We start from the raw sequence: 15,267 nt of genomic DNA on the forward strand, positions 1-15,267 counted from the left end.
GGTCTTTTCTGGTTGGGAAATCGGTTGATGGGAATACGCCAGCGGTGAAACGATTCAGGCGACGTCGATGCCGGCGGTGCCTTGCCGCATCTCGCCGATCACGGCGGCATCGGCAAAGCCTTCGTCGCGGAATGCGGCCAGTACCGCGTCCACCGCATCGGGTGCGCAGGATACCAGCAGTCCGCCGGCGGTCTGCGGATCGGTCAGCAAAGCCTGCTGAAGCGGCGAGACGGATGGCGACAGGGCGACATCGCGGCCGTAACTCTGCCAGTTGCGTCCGGATGCGCCGGTCACGCAGCCCTGTTCGGCCAGCTGCACGACCTGCGGCAGGAAAGGGATCGCATTCATGTCGATGCGTGCGCGAAGTTTTGCGCCTCGCGCCAGTTCGAGCAGATGGCCGAGCAGACCGAAGCCGGTAACGTCGGTCAGCGCATGAACGCCATCCAGCTGCGCGAGCTTGCGGCCCGGCGTATTCAGCCTGGTGGTGGCGGTAATCATCGTTTCATAGCCGGCCGCATCGAGCAGGTTCTTCTTCAGTGCGGCGGACAGTACGCCGACGCCCAGCGGTTTGCCAAGGATGAGCTTGTCGCCGGCCTGCGCATCGGCATTGCGCTTGATCTTCGACGGGTGGACAAGGCCCATCACGACCAGACCGTAGATCGGTTCGACCGAATCGATCGTATGGCCGCCGGCGATCGGAATGCCGGCCTGTGCGCAGACGGTCTCGCCGCCCTTGAGAATCTTGCCGATGACGTCCGGCGGCAACTGGCTGACGGGCATGCCGACCAGCGCCAGCGCCATGATCGGCGTACCGCCCATCGCGTAGACGTCGGAAATCGCATTGGTCGCGGCGATGCGGCCGAAGTCGAACGGATCGTCGACGATGGGCATGAAGAAATCGGTGGTGGCGATCAGCGCCTGCGCGTCGTTCAGTTGATAGACGGCGGCGTCGTCGGACGTTTCGATGCCGACCAGCAGTTCCTTCGGCATCGGCAGGCCGCCGGTGCCTTTCAGGATTTCCGTCAGCACGCCGGGCGCGATCTTGCAACCGCAGCCGCCGCCGTGCGAGAACGAGGTCAGTCGAATATCGGGTGTCTTGAGATCGGTCATGTTGTCAGGGCGTTGGGTGAGTGCTGCTGGTGGTTACTGATGATTACTGCTGATTTGTACTGCGGGCAATGCAACGGTCGGCTGCGCCAGAGCGGCCGATCGGTGCATCAGGAATGGACCAGTTCGGCTGCGCGCAACTGTGAGCTCGTCTCTCGGAAGACGTCATCGGAGATGTCCGTCAAGGCCAGCGGCGTGGCCTGGTCGAAGAGACTGAAGTTGCGTCGTATCGATTGCATGTAACCGGGATCGTAATGCTGGCGCAGCAGGGTTTCCACTACTTCGGCCGTGCGGCCGGCCAGCGCCAGCTGTTGCCATTCGGTGATTTTTTCCTTGCCGTGCAGCGGCGTGAGGAAGCCGAGTTGCGTATTCAGTTGCGCGGGATCGGAGACGAAATGCGGATAGTCTTCCATCAACAACTGCACGCGCAAGGGTAGCGCCAGTTCGACCGAGATGCAGGCCGATGTGCGCATCTTGTCCATCAGGGCGTCGGGTACGCGCAGCTTGCCGACCTTCTTGCTTTCCGCCTCGACAAAGACCGGGCGCGATGGATCGAAGCTGCGCAACAGTTGCCAGATGCGGCTATCGAACAGCTTTTGCGAAGGCTGCGGCATCGTCGGCAGATTGCCCAGCACCGAGCCGCGATGCGCGGCCAGCTGTTCCAGATCCAGTACTTGCGCCCCTTGGGCGGCCAGTGTCTGCAGCAGCCGGCTCTTGCCGCTGCCGGTCGGCCCGCACAGCACGGTGAACTGCAGTCCGGCTGGCAGCGTGGCCAGATCGTCGTTGACCTGTCCTCGGAATGATTTGTAACCACCTTCGAGCTGGACGACTTGCCAGCCGATGCGCCCGAAGATGTGCGCCATCGCGCCGCTGCGGTTGCCGCCGCGCCAGCAATAGACCAGCGGCTTCCAGTTGTGCGGCCGATCGATGAAACGGGTTTCGATGTGCAGCGCGATGTTCTTCGCCACCAGCGCGGCGCCGATCTTCTTCGCCTCGAAGGCGCCGGCGTGGCGATACAGCGTGCCGACCTTCACGCGTTCGTCGTTGTCCAGCACCGGGCAGTTGATCGCGCCGGGCAGATGGTCTTCCTCGAATTCGCCCGGGCTGCGCACGTCGATCACGGTATCGAACTGGTCGAGCCGCGACAGAACGTCTTGGATGGGAAGCAGAACTGGGTATTTCATCGAAGAAGATGAGGATGCGATAGCGACGAATAGCGACGTTATTAGTACGTATAAGGTCGGCATTATCCTCGATATTGCGCGTGCAAGCATCAGGCCGCATCAATCTGCAGGAAAATACGCGCTCATCTTACGCACCATATGAGGGCGGCGGTATGGTGTCCCGGCTATAATTCAGTATTCGCACAGCATGCAGAATGATCTTTTTGCAACCGATCTGTTTTGTGCCTGCTGTATCCGCTTTTTGTGCCCGGCAAGCGCCGTGGCCCTGGCTGCCGTCGCCCGGCTTTCGACACCTGCAAATATGCCGTATCGCCCAGAATTTTCCGGTTCGCCGGTCAAGCTGACTTATGAAGTCGATGCGATCGACGAGACGCATCACGTCTCGTCGATTTCGATTCCGGCCGAACGTCCGCTGACGGTGCTGGTCGACGGACGCGAACTGGTCACCTTGATGACCTTGGGCGCAGCGCCGGAAGCATTGACGCTCGGCTATCTGCGCAACCAGCGGCTGGTGGACAAGGTGGAGGACATCGTTTCCATCCACGTCGATTGGCCTGCGAACAAGGTCGCAGTGACTACCCGCGGCGGCATCGACGATATCGAGCAGCGCACCGCGCGCCGTGTGGTGACGACAGGCTGCGGGCAGGGCACGATGTTCGGCGACCTGATGGACGAGATCGATGCCATTGCACTGCCTGCCGACGCGCGATTGAGGCAGTCGGTGCTGTACCGCATCGTGAACACGATACGCACGCAGGATTCCATCTATGCGAAGGCCGGCTCCGTGCACGGGTGCGGCTTGTTTTCCGCCGACGGTGATCTGCTGTATTTCATCGAAGATGTCGGCCGCCATAATGCGGTCGATTCGATTGCCGGCATGATGTGGCTGGACGACGTGCAGGGCGGCGACAAAGTGTTTTATACGACCGGACGGCTGACTTCCGAGATGGTGATCAAGGGCGCGCAGATGGGTATTCCCTTCCTCATCTCGCGTTCCGGTACGACGCAGACCGGCCATGCGGTCGCCGAGAAAACCGGCATGACGCTGCTGGCGCGCTGCACGGGACGCCATTTCCTGCTGGTGACCGGCAAGCAGCGGATGGTCTACGAGCCGCATCTGCTCGACACCTCGTTGCGCGTCGCCTGATTTTCCCAATCTTTCCCAATTTTTCATAAGCTGCACGCGTGCAGCAGTTTTGCCGCACTGCGACGGTGCGCTAGAATTGCGGCTGTTCAACATGACGACGGCAACTGCCTGTCGTCTCTCCACTCTTCGATGCCATGTCCCTCATCGACGCTACCCGCGATGCGTTCGGCCTGTTGTTCTCCGGCGATCCGGTGCTCTGGAAAATCATCTGGATATCGCTGAAGACCTCACTGGTCGGCTTGCTCGTCGCCACGCCGGTTGCCGTGCTGATCGGCTACCTGATCGCCACGCGCGAGTTCGTCGGCCGCCGCATCGCTATCTGGATCGCGCAGGCGACGCTGTCGCTGCCGACCGTGCTGGTCGGCCTGCTGCTGTATCTGATGCTGTCGCGCCAGGGGCCGATGGGCGCGATGCAATGGCTGTTTACGCAGAGCGGCATCATATTCGGCCAGGTACTGATCGTGCTGCCGGTGCTGGTCGCCTTTACGCTGTCGGCGGTACAGGCCGCCGATCCGCGACTGGCGGAAACGGCTGTCGTGCATGGCGCTTCGCCGTGGCGCGTGATGCTGACGGTCTTGCATGAGGTGCGCTTCGGCGTGATGGCGGCGGTCATCAACGGTTTCGGCCGCGTCATTTCGGAAGTCGGTTGCGCGATGATGGTCGGCGGCAATATCGCGGGCGAGACGCGCACCATCACGACCGCCATCGCGCTGGAAACCAGCAAGGGCGAGTTCGCGCAGGGGATTGCGCTCGGCATCGTGCTGATCGCGATCGCGCTGCTGATCAATGCGGCGATGCTGCTGCTTCAGGGCGATACGCGTCCCGCAAGGAACAGGGGCGTGTGATGGAGACAGCGATGGAACTGCTCGGAATCCGGCATCTGCAGAAGAATTTCCACAGACGTCGCCTGCTCGACATCGAGAACCTGTCGATCATGGCGTCGCAAGCCTATGTCCTGACGGGTGTGAACGGTTCGGGCAAGAGCACGCTGATGCGCATCCTGACCGGACTGGAACCGGCCGACGTGGCCGATGTGCGCTTCATGGGGCAACCGGTCAGCCTGTCGCCATATCCGCGCGCCATGCGTGACGACATTCTCTACGTGCATCAGCATCCGGTGATGTTTTCGACCAGCGTGGCCGACAACATCGGTTACGGACTTACGGTGCGCGGCGTGCCGAAAAAGATCGCCGCGGAAAAGGTCGAGGAAGCGATCGCCTGGGCCGGCATTGCGCACTTGCGCAACAGCGTGCCCAACTATCTGTCCGGCGGCGAAAAGCAGCGGGTGGCGCTGGCGCGCGCCCGCGTGCTGTCGCCGAAGCTGTTGCTGCTGGACGAGCCGACCGCCAACCTCGACGGCACCGCGCGAGAACAGGTGATTTCGCTGATTCCCGCACTGGTCGCCGAAGGCCACAGCATCATCATGGCTTGCCACGATCGGGATCTGATTGCATTGCCGGGCGTGCAGCGGCTGAAAATCCGCGACGGCCGCATGGAGGTCAAGCAGGTCAATCTTCCCTTGCAGGACGACCCCGATCACATTGGTTCAGGCGGATAGGAAGGCCGTTCGAGGCTGATGCAGAGGCCGCAGCGGTCGCACGATGGACGCGACAGGTCTTGTCGACGTGGCAGCTGCAACGGTTGACGTGCGCATCGGCAGCGATCTGGCCATGATTTCCGGCAGCGACAGCGGCAGGATCAGCGGATCGAGATGCACCGGCCCGCGGCGCTTGATGATTTCGACCGACATCCGGCCTGCCGGCATCGGCTGGCAGAGCAGGCGCAGCGGTGCGGGAGAAGACTGGTTCTGCGCCGGCAGTGGACGGAACAGGAAGGTCGGGCCATCGCATGCGGCAGCAGCCTGTTGCAGGCGGCGCAGATGATCGTCGCGCGCTTCAGGCAGCCAGCACAGCAGCGCACCTGCATTCACCGTTTTCAGAAATTGCTCTATCGAAGCGAGCCTGTCGGCCGGTTGTTCCGCTTCGATGGACACAACGTGCCTGCGGTCGATGCCCAGTTCCTGCAGCGCAGCGGCGAACGGAATATAAGAGGGGGCCAGCAACACCAGCTTCTTGCCTGCATGGACCAGGCGTTTCAGAGCCGGCGCCAGCAGGCGCAGTTCACCGCTGTCGGGATTGGCGAGCAGCAGTTCGGTCAGCGTGCCTGCAGGCCATCCGCCGTTCGGCAGGTTGCGATCCAGCGAAGGATGGCCGGAACCGACGGAAGCCGAACGGGATGACGGTGGCATCGACGATGCGCCAAACGGGATAGCGGACGGGACTGCAGCCATGGGAACCTCCTGAGTGGTTGACGAAGTGCGGCACTGCCGCGGCAACGCAAATATACTGTATGTTTGTACAGTATTGGAAGAGGTCGCACGATCGGTGTGGCAAATTTGCCGCATTTCCCCCGCCGGTCTGTTTGGCGGTTATTTCTTCTTGCTGCTCTTCAGCCAGATCCGTTGCTCCCGTTTTTCGATTTCGAACAGGCCGATTGCGCTGGCAAGATCGCTTAACTTGCCATAGCCATAGTTGCGAGAATCGAAATCGGGAAACTGTTTGACGATGTTGCTGCCGACGCCGGAAAGCTGTGCCCATCCGCTCTCGTCCGAGCAGGCGTCGATGGCAGTTCTGAATAGCGTGACCAGTTTGGTGTCGCCGCGCAATTCGCGAGCAGATTTTCGATGGATTTGCGCTTCTTCGCTGACCTCGGCAGAAAAAATCTCGGTGTAGGTAAAACGGTCGCAGGCGGCAACCATCGGTTTTGGCGTTTTCTGTTCACCGAATCCATAGACACGTTTTCCTGCTTCGCGCAGACGGGCTGCCAATCGGGTGAAATCGCTATCGCTCGATACCAGGCAGAAGCCTGAAAACGTGCCCGTGTACAGTAAATCCATCGCGTCAATGATCAATGCGCTATCGGTGGCATTCTTGCCGCTTGTATAGCTGAATTGCTGTATAGGCTGGATCGAGTATTCCAGCAGTTTTTCCTTCCACTGTCCGAGATTGGGGCGCGTCCAGTCTCCGTAAATGCGCTTGACGCTGGCTGTGCCGTATTTGGCGATTTCCGCCAGCAGTCCTTCGATGATCGAGGGGGAGGCATTGTCTGCGTCGATCAGTACTGCCAGTGAGATATTGGTTTCTTCAATTCCGGCCACAGTTCATTCTCCCGATAATTGTTCGAAAGAATGCTAGCACGGCGGTATCGAAGCTATTGCTGATCAGCGGTCTGGAGCACTCATTTTCGTACAAAGAAAAACAGCCCCGTAACGGCAAGGCCGGCGGGGCTGTCCGTGGCTTCTCGCGAAGCCGTTTTGCTCAAGTTGTTCCGTTATTTGGACGGCTTGATCTGCAGGTTGTTTTTCACGTCCTTGACACCTTCGACGCTGCGGGCCGATTTGACTGCGGCAGCAGCCTGGTCGCGATTGTCGACGAAGCCGGCCAGCGAGACGACGCCGCGATAGGTATCGACGTTGATGGCGGCAGCCTTGCCCACACCCTGGTTCTGGGCGATTTCGGTCTTGACCTTGCTGGTCAGCGTTGCATCGTCGAAGGTCTGCCCTGTGCTGCGCGAGGTCGCGGTGGATGAGCATGCGGCGGTGAAGGCAGCAAAGGTCAGCGTCAGCAGAATGGTCATCAGTTTTTTCATGGCGTTACTCCTTGTTATTGGAATGAAGAAGGATTGCCGCACGGTATGCAATGCACGCCGGAACAGATGCGGCAACACGATGGCTTCCGACATGTATGAGGCATTTACCATGCCAGTCATCGCGTTTTCTTCGCAAAGCCTTGCACCGCAATACTTTGCGGCGTGAAGCATGATGCGTGCGAGTTGTTTTTTCGCCGGCGAAGATGAGGAAAAGAAGCGAAGACGCCGGTATTTTTTACAAACGCATGACGGCGCACGTTTTACGCTCTGCCGCACCGTTGTCGTCGATGTCCTACACTGCGTGCAGGAACGCATGAAGTGCATCGCTGCCCGATTGGCTCTCAACTGTTTCGCCCAATTTATCGTCGGAGGACATCATGGATCTGCACCTGAAGAACAAGCTGGCACTGGTATCGGGATCGACCAAGGGAATCGGTTACGCGATTGCGACAGGACTTGCGTGCGAAGGTGCACGCGTGATCGTCAACGGGCGCAGCCATGCATCGGTCGAGCGGGCGCTTGCCGCGTTGCGCAAGGAAATACCCGGGGCGCAGGTGGACGGTTTTGCGGGCGATCTGTCGGATGCAGCGCAGATCGCGGAGCTGGTGCGGCGTTACCCGAATGTGGATGTGCTGGTCAACAATCTCGGCATTTTCGATCCCAAGCCGTTCGAGGAGATTCCGGACGACGACTGGCAACGTTTCTTCGACGTCAATGTGATGTCCGGCGTGCGCCTGTCACGCGCCTATCTGCCGCGGATGAAGACGAAGAACTGGGGGCGCATCGTTTTCATCAGCAGCGAAAGCGGCGTACAGATTCCGGTCGAGATGATTCACTATGGCGTGACGAAGACGGCGCAGATCAGTCTTGCACGCGGCCTGGCGGAAAGCTGCGCCGGCACCGGCGTGACCGTCAATTCGGTATTGCCGGGGCCGACGAAATCGGAAGGCGTATCCGACTTCGTGCAAAAGCTGTCTGGTGACAAGCCGTTCGACGTCATCGAAAAGGAGTTCTTCGAAACCGTGCGGCCGACTTCGCTGCTGAAGCGTTTCACGACGACCGAAGAAGTCGCGAACATGGTGGTCTACGTCTGTTCGGAAGCCTCATCGGCTACCAATGGCGCCGCGTTGCGCGTGGACGGCGGCGTCGTGCGTTCGGCGTTCTGATGCGCAGGCTTACCGGCGGCCTTCATTCCTTGTCGACGTTGATCAACGCTAGGCCGCTTTCTGCGTCGTAGCTGCGCTTGAGCCAGCCCGGCGATTCGGTCAGCAGGATTTCCAGCGTGGGGCGCACATAGGCCGCCAGCAGGTGGCCGCCATGCGCACTGCCGTCGCGCTTGCCGACGACGACGTGCGCATGGATCTTCGGTTCGCCATCCTGCAGCGCGATATCGCCGATCAGCGACAGCACTTCGACCTGCTCGTTGATTGCAATATTTTCGTAATCCTTGCTTTCCCAGTTGAAATAGCCGAGCGTGGCGCTGCTGAATGCACCGATCGCCGTGATGCGGCTGGCATCCAGCTTGTTTTCCCGGGCGAAACGCTGCAATTGCGAAACGGCTTCCTCGCCGCTTTCCAGTATCAGCGCATAGGTTTTCTCGGAACCGTCGTTGATCAGCTTGGCACGCATGGCAATCCTTTCGTATCGTCGATGGATATTCGAGAGAATTACCGGGCTTTCGTTCCTGTTTTTCTTCAACAGGAAGCGGCCGTCATGTCACACGTCCGTTTAAAGATTATCGGAAAGGCGACGACCGCCGTTGCGGAGCGCTACTTGAGCGCAAATGAAACGGCCAGCAGCAAAAGGCCGATGAAGAGAGCGACGCCGACCAGTCCGGCAATGATGACGTAGACGGGATTCAGGCCAGTGACATCGCGCTCGTAGTCGGAGCGGCGGCGTAAGCCGATGAAGGACCAGAAGACTGCACCCAGTGTTGCGAAGAAAGATATTTTTTCTTGTTTCGTATTTTCTGATTTTTCGTCGTTCTGGTCTGTATTCATATAGTGCATTCGTGGAGTCGAGAGGATGAAAACAGCATATTTAAAAGATTCTCTTTCCCATGATTATGGGATTGTTGTCATATCCCGTAATCACTATGGTCAACGGCTAACAATAATATGAGATTTGGCTGGGGGAGAGAAGAAGCTTGTTTTATATAAAAAGAATTACTTTATTATTTTTTCTCGTTTTTTGTTCTCAAGTCAGGGCGACAGATATTCTACAAGCATATCGCCTTGCATTGATTAACGACCAGACCTTTAGATCCGCACGCTATAGCCTGGAAAGTATCAGACAAAAAATTCCCCAGGCACGTGCTTCCTTGCTTCCATCCATTAGCGTTGTGGGAAACAAAGGCACCACAAAAGCTGATACGGCTTTTACAAACGTTCCTCCGGTTGATAGAAGAGCGCATTCATGGTCCTGGACGCTTCAATTAACTCAGCCGTTGGTCAGACTGGAAAATCTATACGCCTATCAGCAATCGCAATACATCGTCGATCAGGCGGAAGCTCAGTATGAACAGGCAGTGCAAGACCTTTTGCTACGCGTTACACAAGCATATTTTGACGTTAGCGTTTCGCAAGAAGTAATTGCAGCATCTACCGCGGAAATAAGATCGCTGGAAGAACAATTAGAGCAGGTTACTCGAGGCTTCAAGGCTGGCACACATTCCGTCATCGATATGGACGAAACAAAAGCCAGACTCGGATTGGCGCGATCTCGTTTGGTCGAATCGCAAAATAATCTGGAAGGAAAAAATGCTGAACTCGAAAAAATGACGGGGACGCATATGGAAAACCTGGCCGTTTTGCAGCCGTCTATTCAACTACCCGCGCCACTGCCGCGAGATCGTCATATTTGGATGGAGCAAGCCAGGTCAAAAAATCCAGAAGTGCGAGCGCAGCAAGCAGCAATGGATGCAGCAAAAAGTGGAATAAAAAGAGCGAGAGCCGGATATGCGCCGACTTTGGATTTGATTGCTTCTCGAGGAAGCAATTATTCATCCAATAGCCTAACGACGCCGAATGAATTCGATACCCGAGCGAATTCCAGTCAGATTGGATTGCAATTGAATATCCCGATTTTTTCCGGCGGCGAGACGAATGCCAAAGTAACAGAAGCAATTGCCCTGAAGGACAAATCAGAATCCGATCTGGAGGAGGCAAAGCGACAGGCAGCAGTGGAGGCGCAGCAAGCATTTGCCGGCGTGGTCAATGGATTGGCGCAAATAGAGGCATTGAATTATGCGAAGGAATCGGGACAAAGCTCAGTAAAAGGTAACCGCCTTGCCTTCAAACTAGGAGTCCGAATAAATCTGGATGTACTCAATGCAGAACAGCAGCTTTATGCCGCCCGGCGGGACTTGGCAGTAGCACGGTATCAGACTTTGTTGCACGGCATGAAGTTAAAAGCTTCAGTAGGTTCTCTAGGTGAGGAGGACTTATTGGCGGTCAATGCCATGTTGGTACATTAGGTCAATGTAGTTGCTTTCAAAAAGAAGATTTTTCTTTAGAAAGTTCACATATGTTGTTCTTTTATTTGTAATTTCTTTAGCCAACATTCGTTCATCCCATGATCGTGGGATTGAGCGTAAATATCGTGGCCTGTAGGGTAGCACCCCACAATAAGAACGATCTTGGCATTCTTGTATGAGTCATTTAAGGGGATGTAAATGCAGTACAAAGAGCTGGCGGGTGAGGCATTTCTTTGGATATTGCAAGGATTATGTGCGTTACATCGTCGACCATTTTCTACAGATCTGGCTCGCCAGCAGTTAGCTCCGCCTTATACGATTGAATGCTTAATCCGCGCGACGAAAGAATACGGATTTGATGCTGCCTTGCGCAAAGTTAAGCCCGGAAAAATTCATGCTGAGCCGTTTCCCCTAATTGCATGGTTAAGACCGAAAGATTCAGAAGAAGAAACGAAAGATAAAAAGGATTTTTCAGAAGACGACTTAATAAATCAGGAAGAAAAGAAAGTAAATCCTGACGCTATTCCTTCTTTGATCCTGCAAGCAAACAGTACGAACGTATTGATTGTTGAGCCATCCAGCCCTGAGCCTCTCACTCTCACACTAGAACAATTCACTCTCCGCTATTTTGGCTATATAACCAGCATCATCCCAAAGGCAGAACCCGCGAACGATATCGACAGCGCAGATCAGGAAAGACAATCAAGGAAATTCGGTTTCCGGTGGTTTGTCCCAGAACTACTAAAACATAAAAAGATCTGGCAAGAAGTATTGTTGGCATCCCTGATCATTCAACTGATCGCCCTCGCTACACCGCTCTTTACCCAAACGATTATCGACAAGGTCGTCGTACATCACACCAAAAGTACGTTGATCGTCATTGCCATCGGGCTATTCGTCTTCATGTTGTTTTCGGCGGTCCTGACATGGTTGCGTCAATACCTGGTGCTGCATACCGGAAATCGAGTAGATGCGGTTCTCGGTGCATCGGTTTTTGAGAGACTGTTCAAGCTGCCGCCGCTGTACTTCCAACACAGGCCAACAGGTGTTATTGCCGCTCGCATGCATGGTGTGGAAACGATCCGTGAATTCATTGCCAGCGCAGCCGTTACGCTCATTCTTGATTTTCCTTTCCTTCTTATTTTTGTCGGGATCATGTTCTATTACAGCGTCACATTGACGCTGATCGTACTGGCGATACTGGCAATTATCGTTGTCATGAGTTTGTCAGTTGCACCTATTTTCCAAGCCAGGTTGCAGGAGCAGTTCCAGCTTGGAGCGCGTAATCAGGCGTTTCTTACCGAGTACGTCATGGGAATGGAAACGGTCAAATCATTGCAACTCGAACCGCAATTAAATAGCCGATATAGCGGATATCTAGCCAGTGCATTGCAGGCCGGTTTTTCTACCAAACAGTTGGCCAATACCTATAACACCGCATCCAATCTGCTTGAACAAATGATGAATCTTTTGATTCTTGTGATTGGTGCTTATACGGTGATGAACAGCAGGGATTTCACGATCGGCATGCTGGTTGCGTTTCAGATGTTTTCCGGCCGGCTATCGCAGCCGATGCTGCGGCTCGTAGGGTTATGGCAGCAATTTCAGCAAGCCCGCTTGTCTGTTGATCGCCTGGGTGATTTGATGAATGCGCCGACGGAGCCATATTCCGTGATTCCCGCCCGTGATAGCGCTCGCCGTGGTGAGATTCAAATCAACGATATCGCATTCCGCTACGCGGAGAATCTTCCGCTGCTTTACGAAAATCTCTCTCTGCATGTGCAGCCAGGCAAAATGATCGGAATCATGGGGCCGTCTGGCTGCGGTAAAAGTACGCTTGCCAAACTCATGCAAGGCTTCTATCAGCCGAATGCTGGAAGTATTCTGGTAGATGGTGTCGATATTCGCTACTTGTCGGCAAACGAATTACGCAGTCATTTCGGCGTGGTTCCGCAAGAAACGACACTTTTCTCGGGAACTATTTATGAAAATCTGCAAATGGCAAATCCCAACGCCACATTCGAGCAAATCACGGCAGCCTGCAAGATGGCCGAAATTCACGGCGCCATCATTGCACTCCCTCAAGGCTATCAAACCGAAATCGGTGAACGTGGTGCCGGTTTATCAGGAGGGCAAAAGCAGCGAATCGCAATCGCTCGGGCACTGTTGAAGCGTCCAAGTATTCTCGTTTTCGACGAATCCACCAGTGCATTGGATATCCCAACGGCGGAGCAGTTTGCACAAACCATTAATGCGCTGAAGGGAAAAGTCACCATGCTTTTCATTACGCATGGTCTACCAAAGGGGCTGAAAGTCGATGCCGTATTTCGGCTGACGAGTAAAGGTGCGCAATTGCTGGCGCCAGCGCCAAATATCTCTCCCGCAAACGCAACTCATGCCGAAGCTGCAAACGGCAATCATCAGAATATAGCCTCGATGAATAACGGCACGGCGGCCATGCGTACTCCCGTGGGAGATAAAGCATGAGTCAGCATCTGCCAAAAGAAGAACACCTTTCTCAAGAAGGCGGAAATCCGAAAAATGAATGTCCGACAAAGGAATCGGCTGACGTTATTCAGCTTCGTCCGCCGAAGAGCTGGCATGATCCGCTGCAGTTGATCCAGGCACAGACTCCGGATCACATCAACCGTATCGTCTTGAGGGCGGTTTGTGTTCTGGTTCTTATTTTGATTGTTTGGGCAACATTCGGGAAGCTGGACATCATCGCCACAGCCGAAGGGAAACTCGTTACGCAAACACTGGTAAAGATTGTCCAGCCGGCGGAATCAGGCGTGGTCAGGCAACTCTTGGTCCAGGAAGGCGATAGCGTTAAAGCAGGGCAGGTATTGGCACGTCTTGATCCCACCTTGGCCGCCGCCGACAAGATCAGTATCAGTAACGATTTATCGATGCAGCGCATGCAGGTACGCAGATTGGAGGCGGAACTTGAAGATCAACCGATGCTGTTCCGAGCCGGTGATGATCCGAAGCTATATGCACATGTGCAAAGCCAGTATACGGCGCATCGTCAGGCCTATCTTGATAGCCTTGATCAGGAAAAATCATTGCTGATCAAGATGCAACATGAAAGAAGAAGCGCTGGAGAAATTGCGTCAAAACTTGAGCAGACGCTGCCTACCTATAGAAAAACTGCCGAGGCCTATGCCGATCTGGCGAGAGAAGGCTACATGGGAAGCCTGGCTTCCGCCGAAAAGCAACGTGATTTCATTGAAAAGACAAAGGACCTTGACGCGCAGCGCGCTACCGTCGCCTCATTGGATGCGGCTATTGCTTCGCAGAAGAAACGGGTAATGCAGATCCAGAGCAGTTACAAAAGCGAGTTGGAAAAGGAGCTGGCTGAGATACGTGCTCGAATCAACCAGCTTGAGCCGAATCTGGATAAAACCATTTACCGGGAGGGCTTGATGGATTTGAAGGCGCCACAGGACGGCGTCATCAAGGATTTGGCGACAACGACAGTAGGAGCCGTAGTACAGCCTGGAACGGTGCTGATGAGTTTGGTGCCAAAAGGCGAGCAGCTATATGCAGATGTGGAAATCAAAAACGAAGATGTTGGCTTTGTGCAGGCCGGTCAGTATGCGCAAATCAAGCTGGCGGCTTATCCATTTCAAAAATACGGAATGCTGACGGGCAAGGTCATTCGTATCAGCGCCGATTCCAGCGAATCGAGACAGGTAAATCAAAATACAGGCGCTTCCAGTAGTGGAATGGGAAATGGAGCAAATAGCGTTCCTTATGCGTCCTCATACAAAGCACGTGTCCAATTGGATGAGCAAGTCTTGAAAGGACCTGATGGAAATGAATTGACGACCACGCCGGGAATGCAAGTGATTGCGGAAATCAATCAAGGACGTCGAACAGTGCTTGAATATCTACTTTCCCCAGTAGAGAAAGCCGTGCAAGAGGCAGGTAGAGAACGTTGATTAGAAAGGGCGGGAAATGATTTTTCGAAATGTAAATCTTGGAAAGATAGCGCTTCTTTTTGGAAGCGTCCTCTTATCTCTAACGCTGACTGGATGCGACCGTACGTATTCACCGGAAGAGATTGCGCAGGCGAAGGAGAAAAAGGAGAAGCATTGTCGAGATCACATTTGTGAAGGTGATGTGCTACCCAAGCGTGAATCTAAAACTGAGGCTGTTCTCAAACTGAATAATCAATTCTTTATCGGGCCAAATGAGTATTTTGCGAATGGCAGACCTTCATCTGGTTTTTACTGGCCCAGCAAATTTCCATTTAGCAAGGCACCTCCCGAACTAATTCAGAGCGGCCCTGGTCGACTGAGCAATTTCTCTGATGTGGCAATAGAGATATTTTTTCGTTCAAATCCAAATCACTCAAGCAACGCGCCTTCGAGATATCAGGCGTTGTTGCGGGCCGAGCAAGAAGGCAGGCTTGTAAGCAAGAAAACGTTACGGCAAGGCTTAGAAGTTTGGCACATAAGAATGAATGATGGTAGGCGAGATGGAGTTTGGTATGTCGCAACGAAACTTAAAGGGTCTGACGGTGATGCTCCAGTATTGTGGTGCGATCAAAACGATGCGAAATACGACCGGTGTACGACTGCATTTTGGTGGGAGCCTGGTATTGCTGTAGATATGCGTTTCCGCGCGAAACATGGACCAGATTGGCCAGATATTTATCAAGAAACGATGCACGTTCTTTCTCTTTTAAAAAAGGGTTAAAT

General features: G+C 54.8%; 14 protein-coding genes and 1 pseudogene. 8 read left to right on the forward strand and 7 right to left on the reverse strand.

The features are described from left to right. Positions 1-54: 54 nt before the first annotated feature. Both selD and mnmH read right to left on the reverse strand, forming a co-directional pair. Positions 55-1,110, reverse strand: a complete 1,056-nt coding sequence (gene selD / locus IEV40_RS09360; RefSeq protein WP_188420856.1) for a selenide, water dikinase SelD — start codon at positions 1,108-1,110, stop codon at positions 55-57. A 107-nt stretch (positions 1,111-1,217) separates the two neighbouring features. Next, on the reverse strand, positions 1,218-2,291 hold the full coding sequence (mnmH, locus tag IEV40_RS09365; RefSeq protein WP_188420858.1) for a tRNA 2-selenouridine(34) synthase MnmH: 1,074 nt from the start codon (positions 2,289-2,291) through the stop codon (positions 1,218-1,220). 301 nt (positions 2,292-2,592) lie between these two features. Here mnmH and IEV40_RS09370 point away from each other — a divergent pair, with 301 nt between their 5' ends. From IEV40_RS09370 to IEV40_RS09380, 3 genes are all read left to right on the forward strand, one after another. After that, positions 2,593-3,438 carry a formate dehydrogenase accessory sulfurtransferase FdhD gene (locus tag IEV40_RS09370; RefSeq protein WP_188420860.1) on the forward strand — a complete coding sequence of 282 codons (846 nt, stop codon included), beginning with the start codon at positions 2,593-2,595 and terminating at the stop codon, positions 3,436-3,438. A gap of 134 nt (positions 3,439-3,572) precedes the next feature. Beyond that, the gene (locus IEV40_RS09375; RefSeq protein WP_188420862.1) at positions 3,573-4,283 is read left to right on the forward strand and encodes an ABC transporter permease; all 711 of its coding nucleotides are present in this window, start codon (positions 3,573-3,575) and stop codon (positions 4,281-4,283) included. Positions 4,284-4,294: 11 nt separating this feature from the next. After that, complete coding sequence (locus IEV40_RS09380) at positions 4,295-4,996, forward strand: energy-coupling factor ABC transporter ATP-binding protein (protein ID WP_188420864.1); 702 nt, start codon at positions 4,295-4,297, stop codon at positions 4,994-4,996. On the opposite strand, the gene imuA is transcribed toward IEV40_RS09380, so the two are convergent. The 3 genes and pseudogenes from imuA to IEV40_RS09395 form a co-directional block, all read right to left on the reverse strand. Then, entirely contained in the window at positions 4,985-5,728 is a 744-nt protein-coding gene (gene imuA, locus IEV40_RS09385; protein WP_188420866.1) for a translesion DNA synthesis-associated protein ImuA, read from the reverse strand. The genes IEV40_RS09380 and imuA overlap by 12 nt on opposite strands. A gap of 144 nt (positions 5,729-5,872) precedes the next feature. Next, positions 5,873-6,595 (reverse strand): annotated as a pseudogene (locus tag IEV40_RS09390) (NYN domain-containing protein); the annotation flags it as partial. Positions 6,596-6,768: 173 nt separating this feature from the next. Next, entirely contained in the window at positions 6,769-7,086 is a 318-nt protein-coding gene (locus tag IEV40_RS09395) for a BON domain-containing protein (protein ID WP_188420870.1), read from the reverse strand. Between the two features lie 377 nt (positions 7,087-7,463). Here IEV40_RS09395 and IEV40_RS09400 point away from each other — a divergent pair, with 377 nt between their 5' ends. Continuing rightward, on the forward strand, positions 7,464-8,252 hold the full coding sequence (locus IEV40_RS09400; protein ID WP_188420872.1) for an SDR family NAD(P)-dependent oxidoreductase: 789 nt from the start codon (positions 7,464-7,466) through the stop codon (positions 8,250-8,252). 22 nt (positions 8,253-8,274) lie between these two features. On the opposite strand, the gene IEV40_RS09405 is transcribed toward IEV40_RS09400, so the two are convergent. Beyond that, positions 8,275-8,715 carry a PPC domain-containing DNA-binding protein gene (locus IEV40_RS09405; RefSeq protein WP_188420874.1) on the reverse strand — a complete coding sequence of 147 codons (441 nt, stop codon included), beginning with the start codon at positions 8,713-8,715 and terminating at the stop codon, positions 8,275-8,277. A 140-nt stretch (positions 8,716-8,855) separates the two neighbouring features. Next, positions 8,856-9,086: a DUF2970 domain-containing protein gene (locus tag IEV40_RS09410; protein ID WP_188420876.1), complete on the reverse strand. Its 231-nt coding sequence runs from the start codon at positions 9,084-9,086 to the stop codon at positions 8,856-8,858. A gap of 146 nt (positions 9,087-9,232) precedes the next feature. Here IEV40_RS09410 and IEV40_RS09415 point away from each other — a divergent pair, with 146 nt between their 5' ends. The 4 genes from IEV40_RS09415 to IEV40_RS09430 all read left to right on the forward strand — a co-directional run bounded on the left by IEV40_RS09415 (position 9,233) and on the right by IEV40_RS09430 (position 15,265). Then, complete coding sequence (locus tag IEV40_RS09415) at positions 9,233-10,561, forward strand: TolC family outer membrane protein (protein WP_229724036.1); 1,329 nt, start codon at positions 9,233-9,235, stop codon at positions 10,559-10,561. 198 nt (positions 10,562-10,759) lie between these two features. Next, complete coding sequence (locus IEV40_RS09420; RefSeq protein WP_188420877.1) at positions 10,760-13,048, forward strand: peptidase domain-containing ABC transporter; 2,289 nt, start codon at positions 10,760-10,762, stop codon at positions 13,046-13,048. Continuing rightward, on the forward strand, positions 13,045-14,505 hold the full coding sequence (locus IEV40_RS09425; protein WP_188420879.1) for an HlyD family type I secretion periplasmic adaptor subunit: 1,461 nt from the start codon (positions 13,045-13,047) through the stop codon (positions 14,503-14,505). Before IEV40_RS09420 ends, IEV40_RS09425 begins: the two co-directional genes overlap by 4 nt. A 16-nt stretch (positions 14,506-14,521) precedes the next feature. Beyond that, entirely contained in the window at positions 14,522-15,265 is a 744-nt protein-coding gene (locus tag IEV40_RS09430; RefSeq protein ID WP_188420881.1) for a hypothetical protein, read from the forward strand. The last annotated feature ends 2 nt before the right edge of the window (positions 15,266-15,267 follow it).

Origin of the sequence: Oxalicibacterium solurbis (assembly GCF_014635845.1) — a bacterium.
In the GTDB taxonomy this organism is placed as follows: Bacteria; Pseudomonadota; Gammaproteobacteria; order Burkholderiales; family Burkholderiaceae_D; genus Oxalicibacterium; species Oxalicibacterium solurbis.

What these genes read in the sequence shown, in the direction of transcription:
- imuA (WP_188420866.1), bottom strand. Translation starts at nt 5,728, where the DNA reads ATGGCTGCAGTCCCGTCCGCTATCCCGTTTGGCGCATCGTCGATGCCA.
- IEV40_RS09370 (WP_188420860.1), top strand. Translation starts at nt 2,593, where the DNA reads ATGCCGTATCGCCCAGAATTTTCCGGTTCGCCGGTCAAGCTGACTTAT.
- IEV40_RS09395 (WP_188420870.1), bottom strand. Translation starts at nt 7,086, where the DNA reads ATGAAAAAACTGATGACCATTCTGCTGACGCTGACCTTTGCTGCCTTC.
- IEV40_RS09420 (WP_188420877.1), top strand. Translation starts at nt 10,760, where the DNA reads ATGCAGTACAAAGAGCTGGCGGGTGAGGCATTTCTTTGGATATTGCAA.
- IEV40_RS09400 (WP_188420872.1), top strand. Translation starts at nt 7,464, where the DNA reads ATGGATCTGCACCTGAAGAACAAGCTGGCACTGGTATCGGGATCGACC.
- IEV40_RS09405 (WP_188420874.1), bottom strand. Translation starts at nt 8,715, where the DNA reads ATGCGTGCCAAGCTGATCAACGACGGTTCCGAGAAAACCTATGCGCTG.
- mnmH (WP_188420858.1), bottom strand. Translation starts at nt 2,291, where the DNA reads ATGAAATACCCAGTTCTGCTTCCCATCCAAGACGTTCTGTCGCGGCTC.
- IEV40_RS09380 (WP_188420864.1), top strand. Translation starts at nt 4,295, where the DNA reads ATGGAACTGCTCGGAATCCGGCATCTGCAGAAGAATTTCCACAGACGT.
- IEV40_RS09430 (WP_188420881.1), top strand. Translation starts at nt 14,522, where the DNA reads ATGATTTTTCGAAATGTAAATCTTGGAAAGATAGCGCTTCTTTTTGGA.
- IEV40_RS09410 (WP_188420876.1), bottom strand. Translation starts at nt 9,086, where the DNA reads ATGAATACAGACCAGAACGACGAAAAATCAGAAAATACGAAACAAGAA.
- IEV40_RS09375 (WP_188420862.1), top strand. Translation starts at nt 3,573, where the DNA reads ATGTCCCTCATCGACGCTACCCGCGATGCGTTCGGCCTGTTGTTCTCC.
- IEV40_RS09425 (WP_188420879.1), top strand. Translation starts at nt 13,045, where the DNA reads ATGAGTCAGCATCTGCCAAAAGAAGAACACCTTTCTCAAGAAGGCGGA.
- selD (WP_188420856.1), bottom strand. Translation starts at nt 1,110, where the DNA reads ATGACCGATCTCAAGACACCCGATATTCGACTGACCTCGTTCTCGCAC.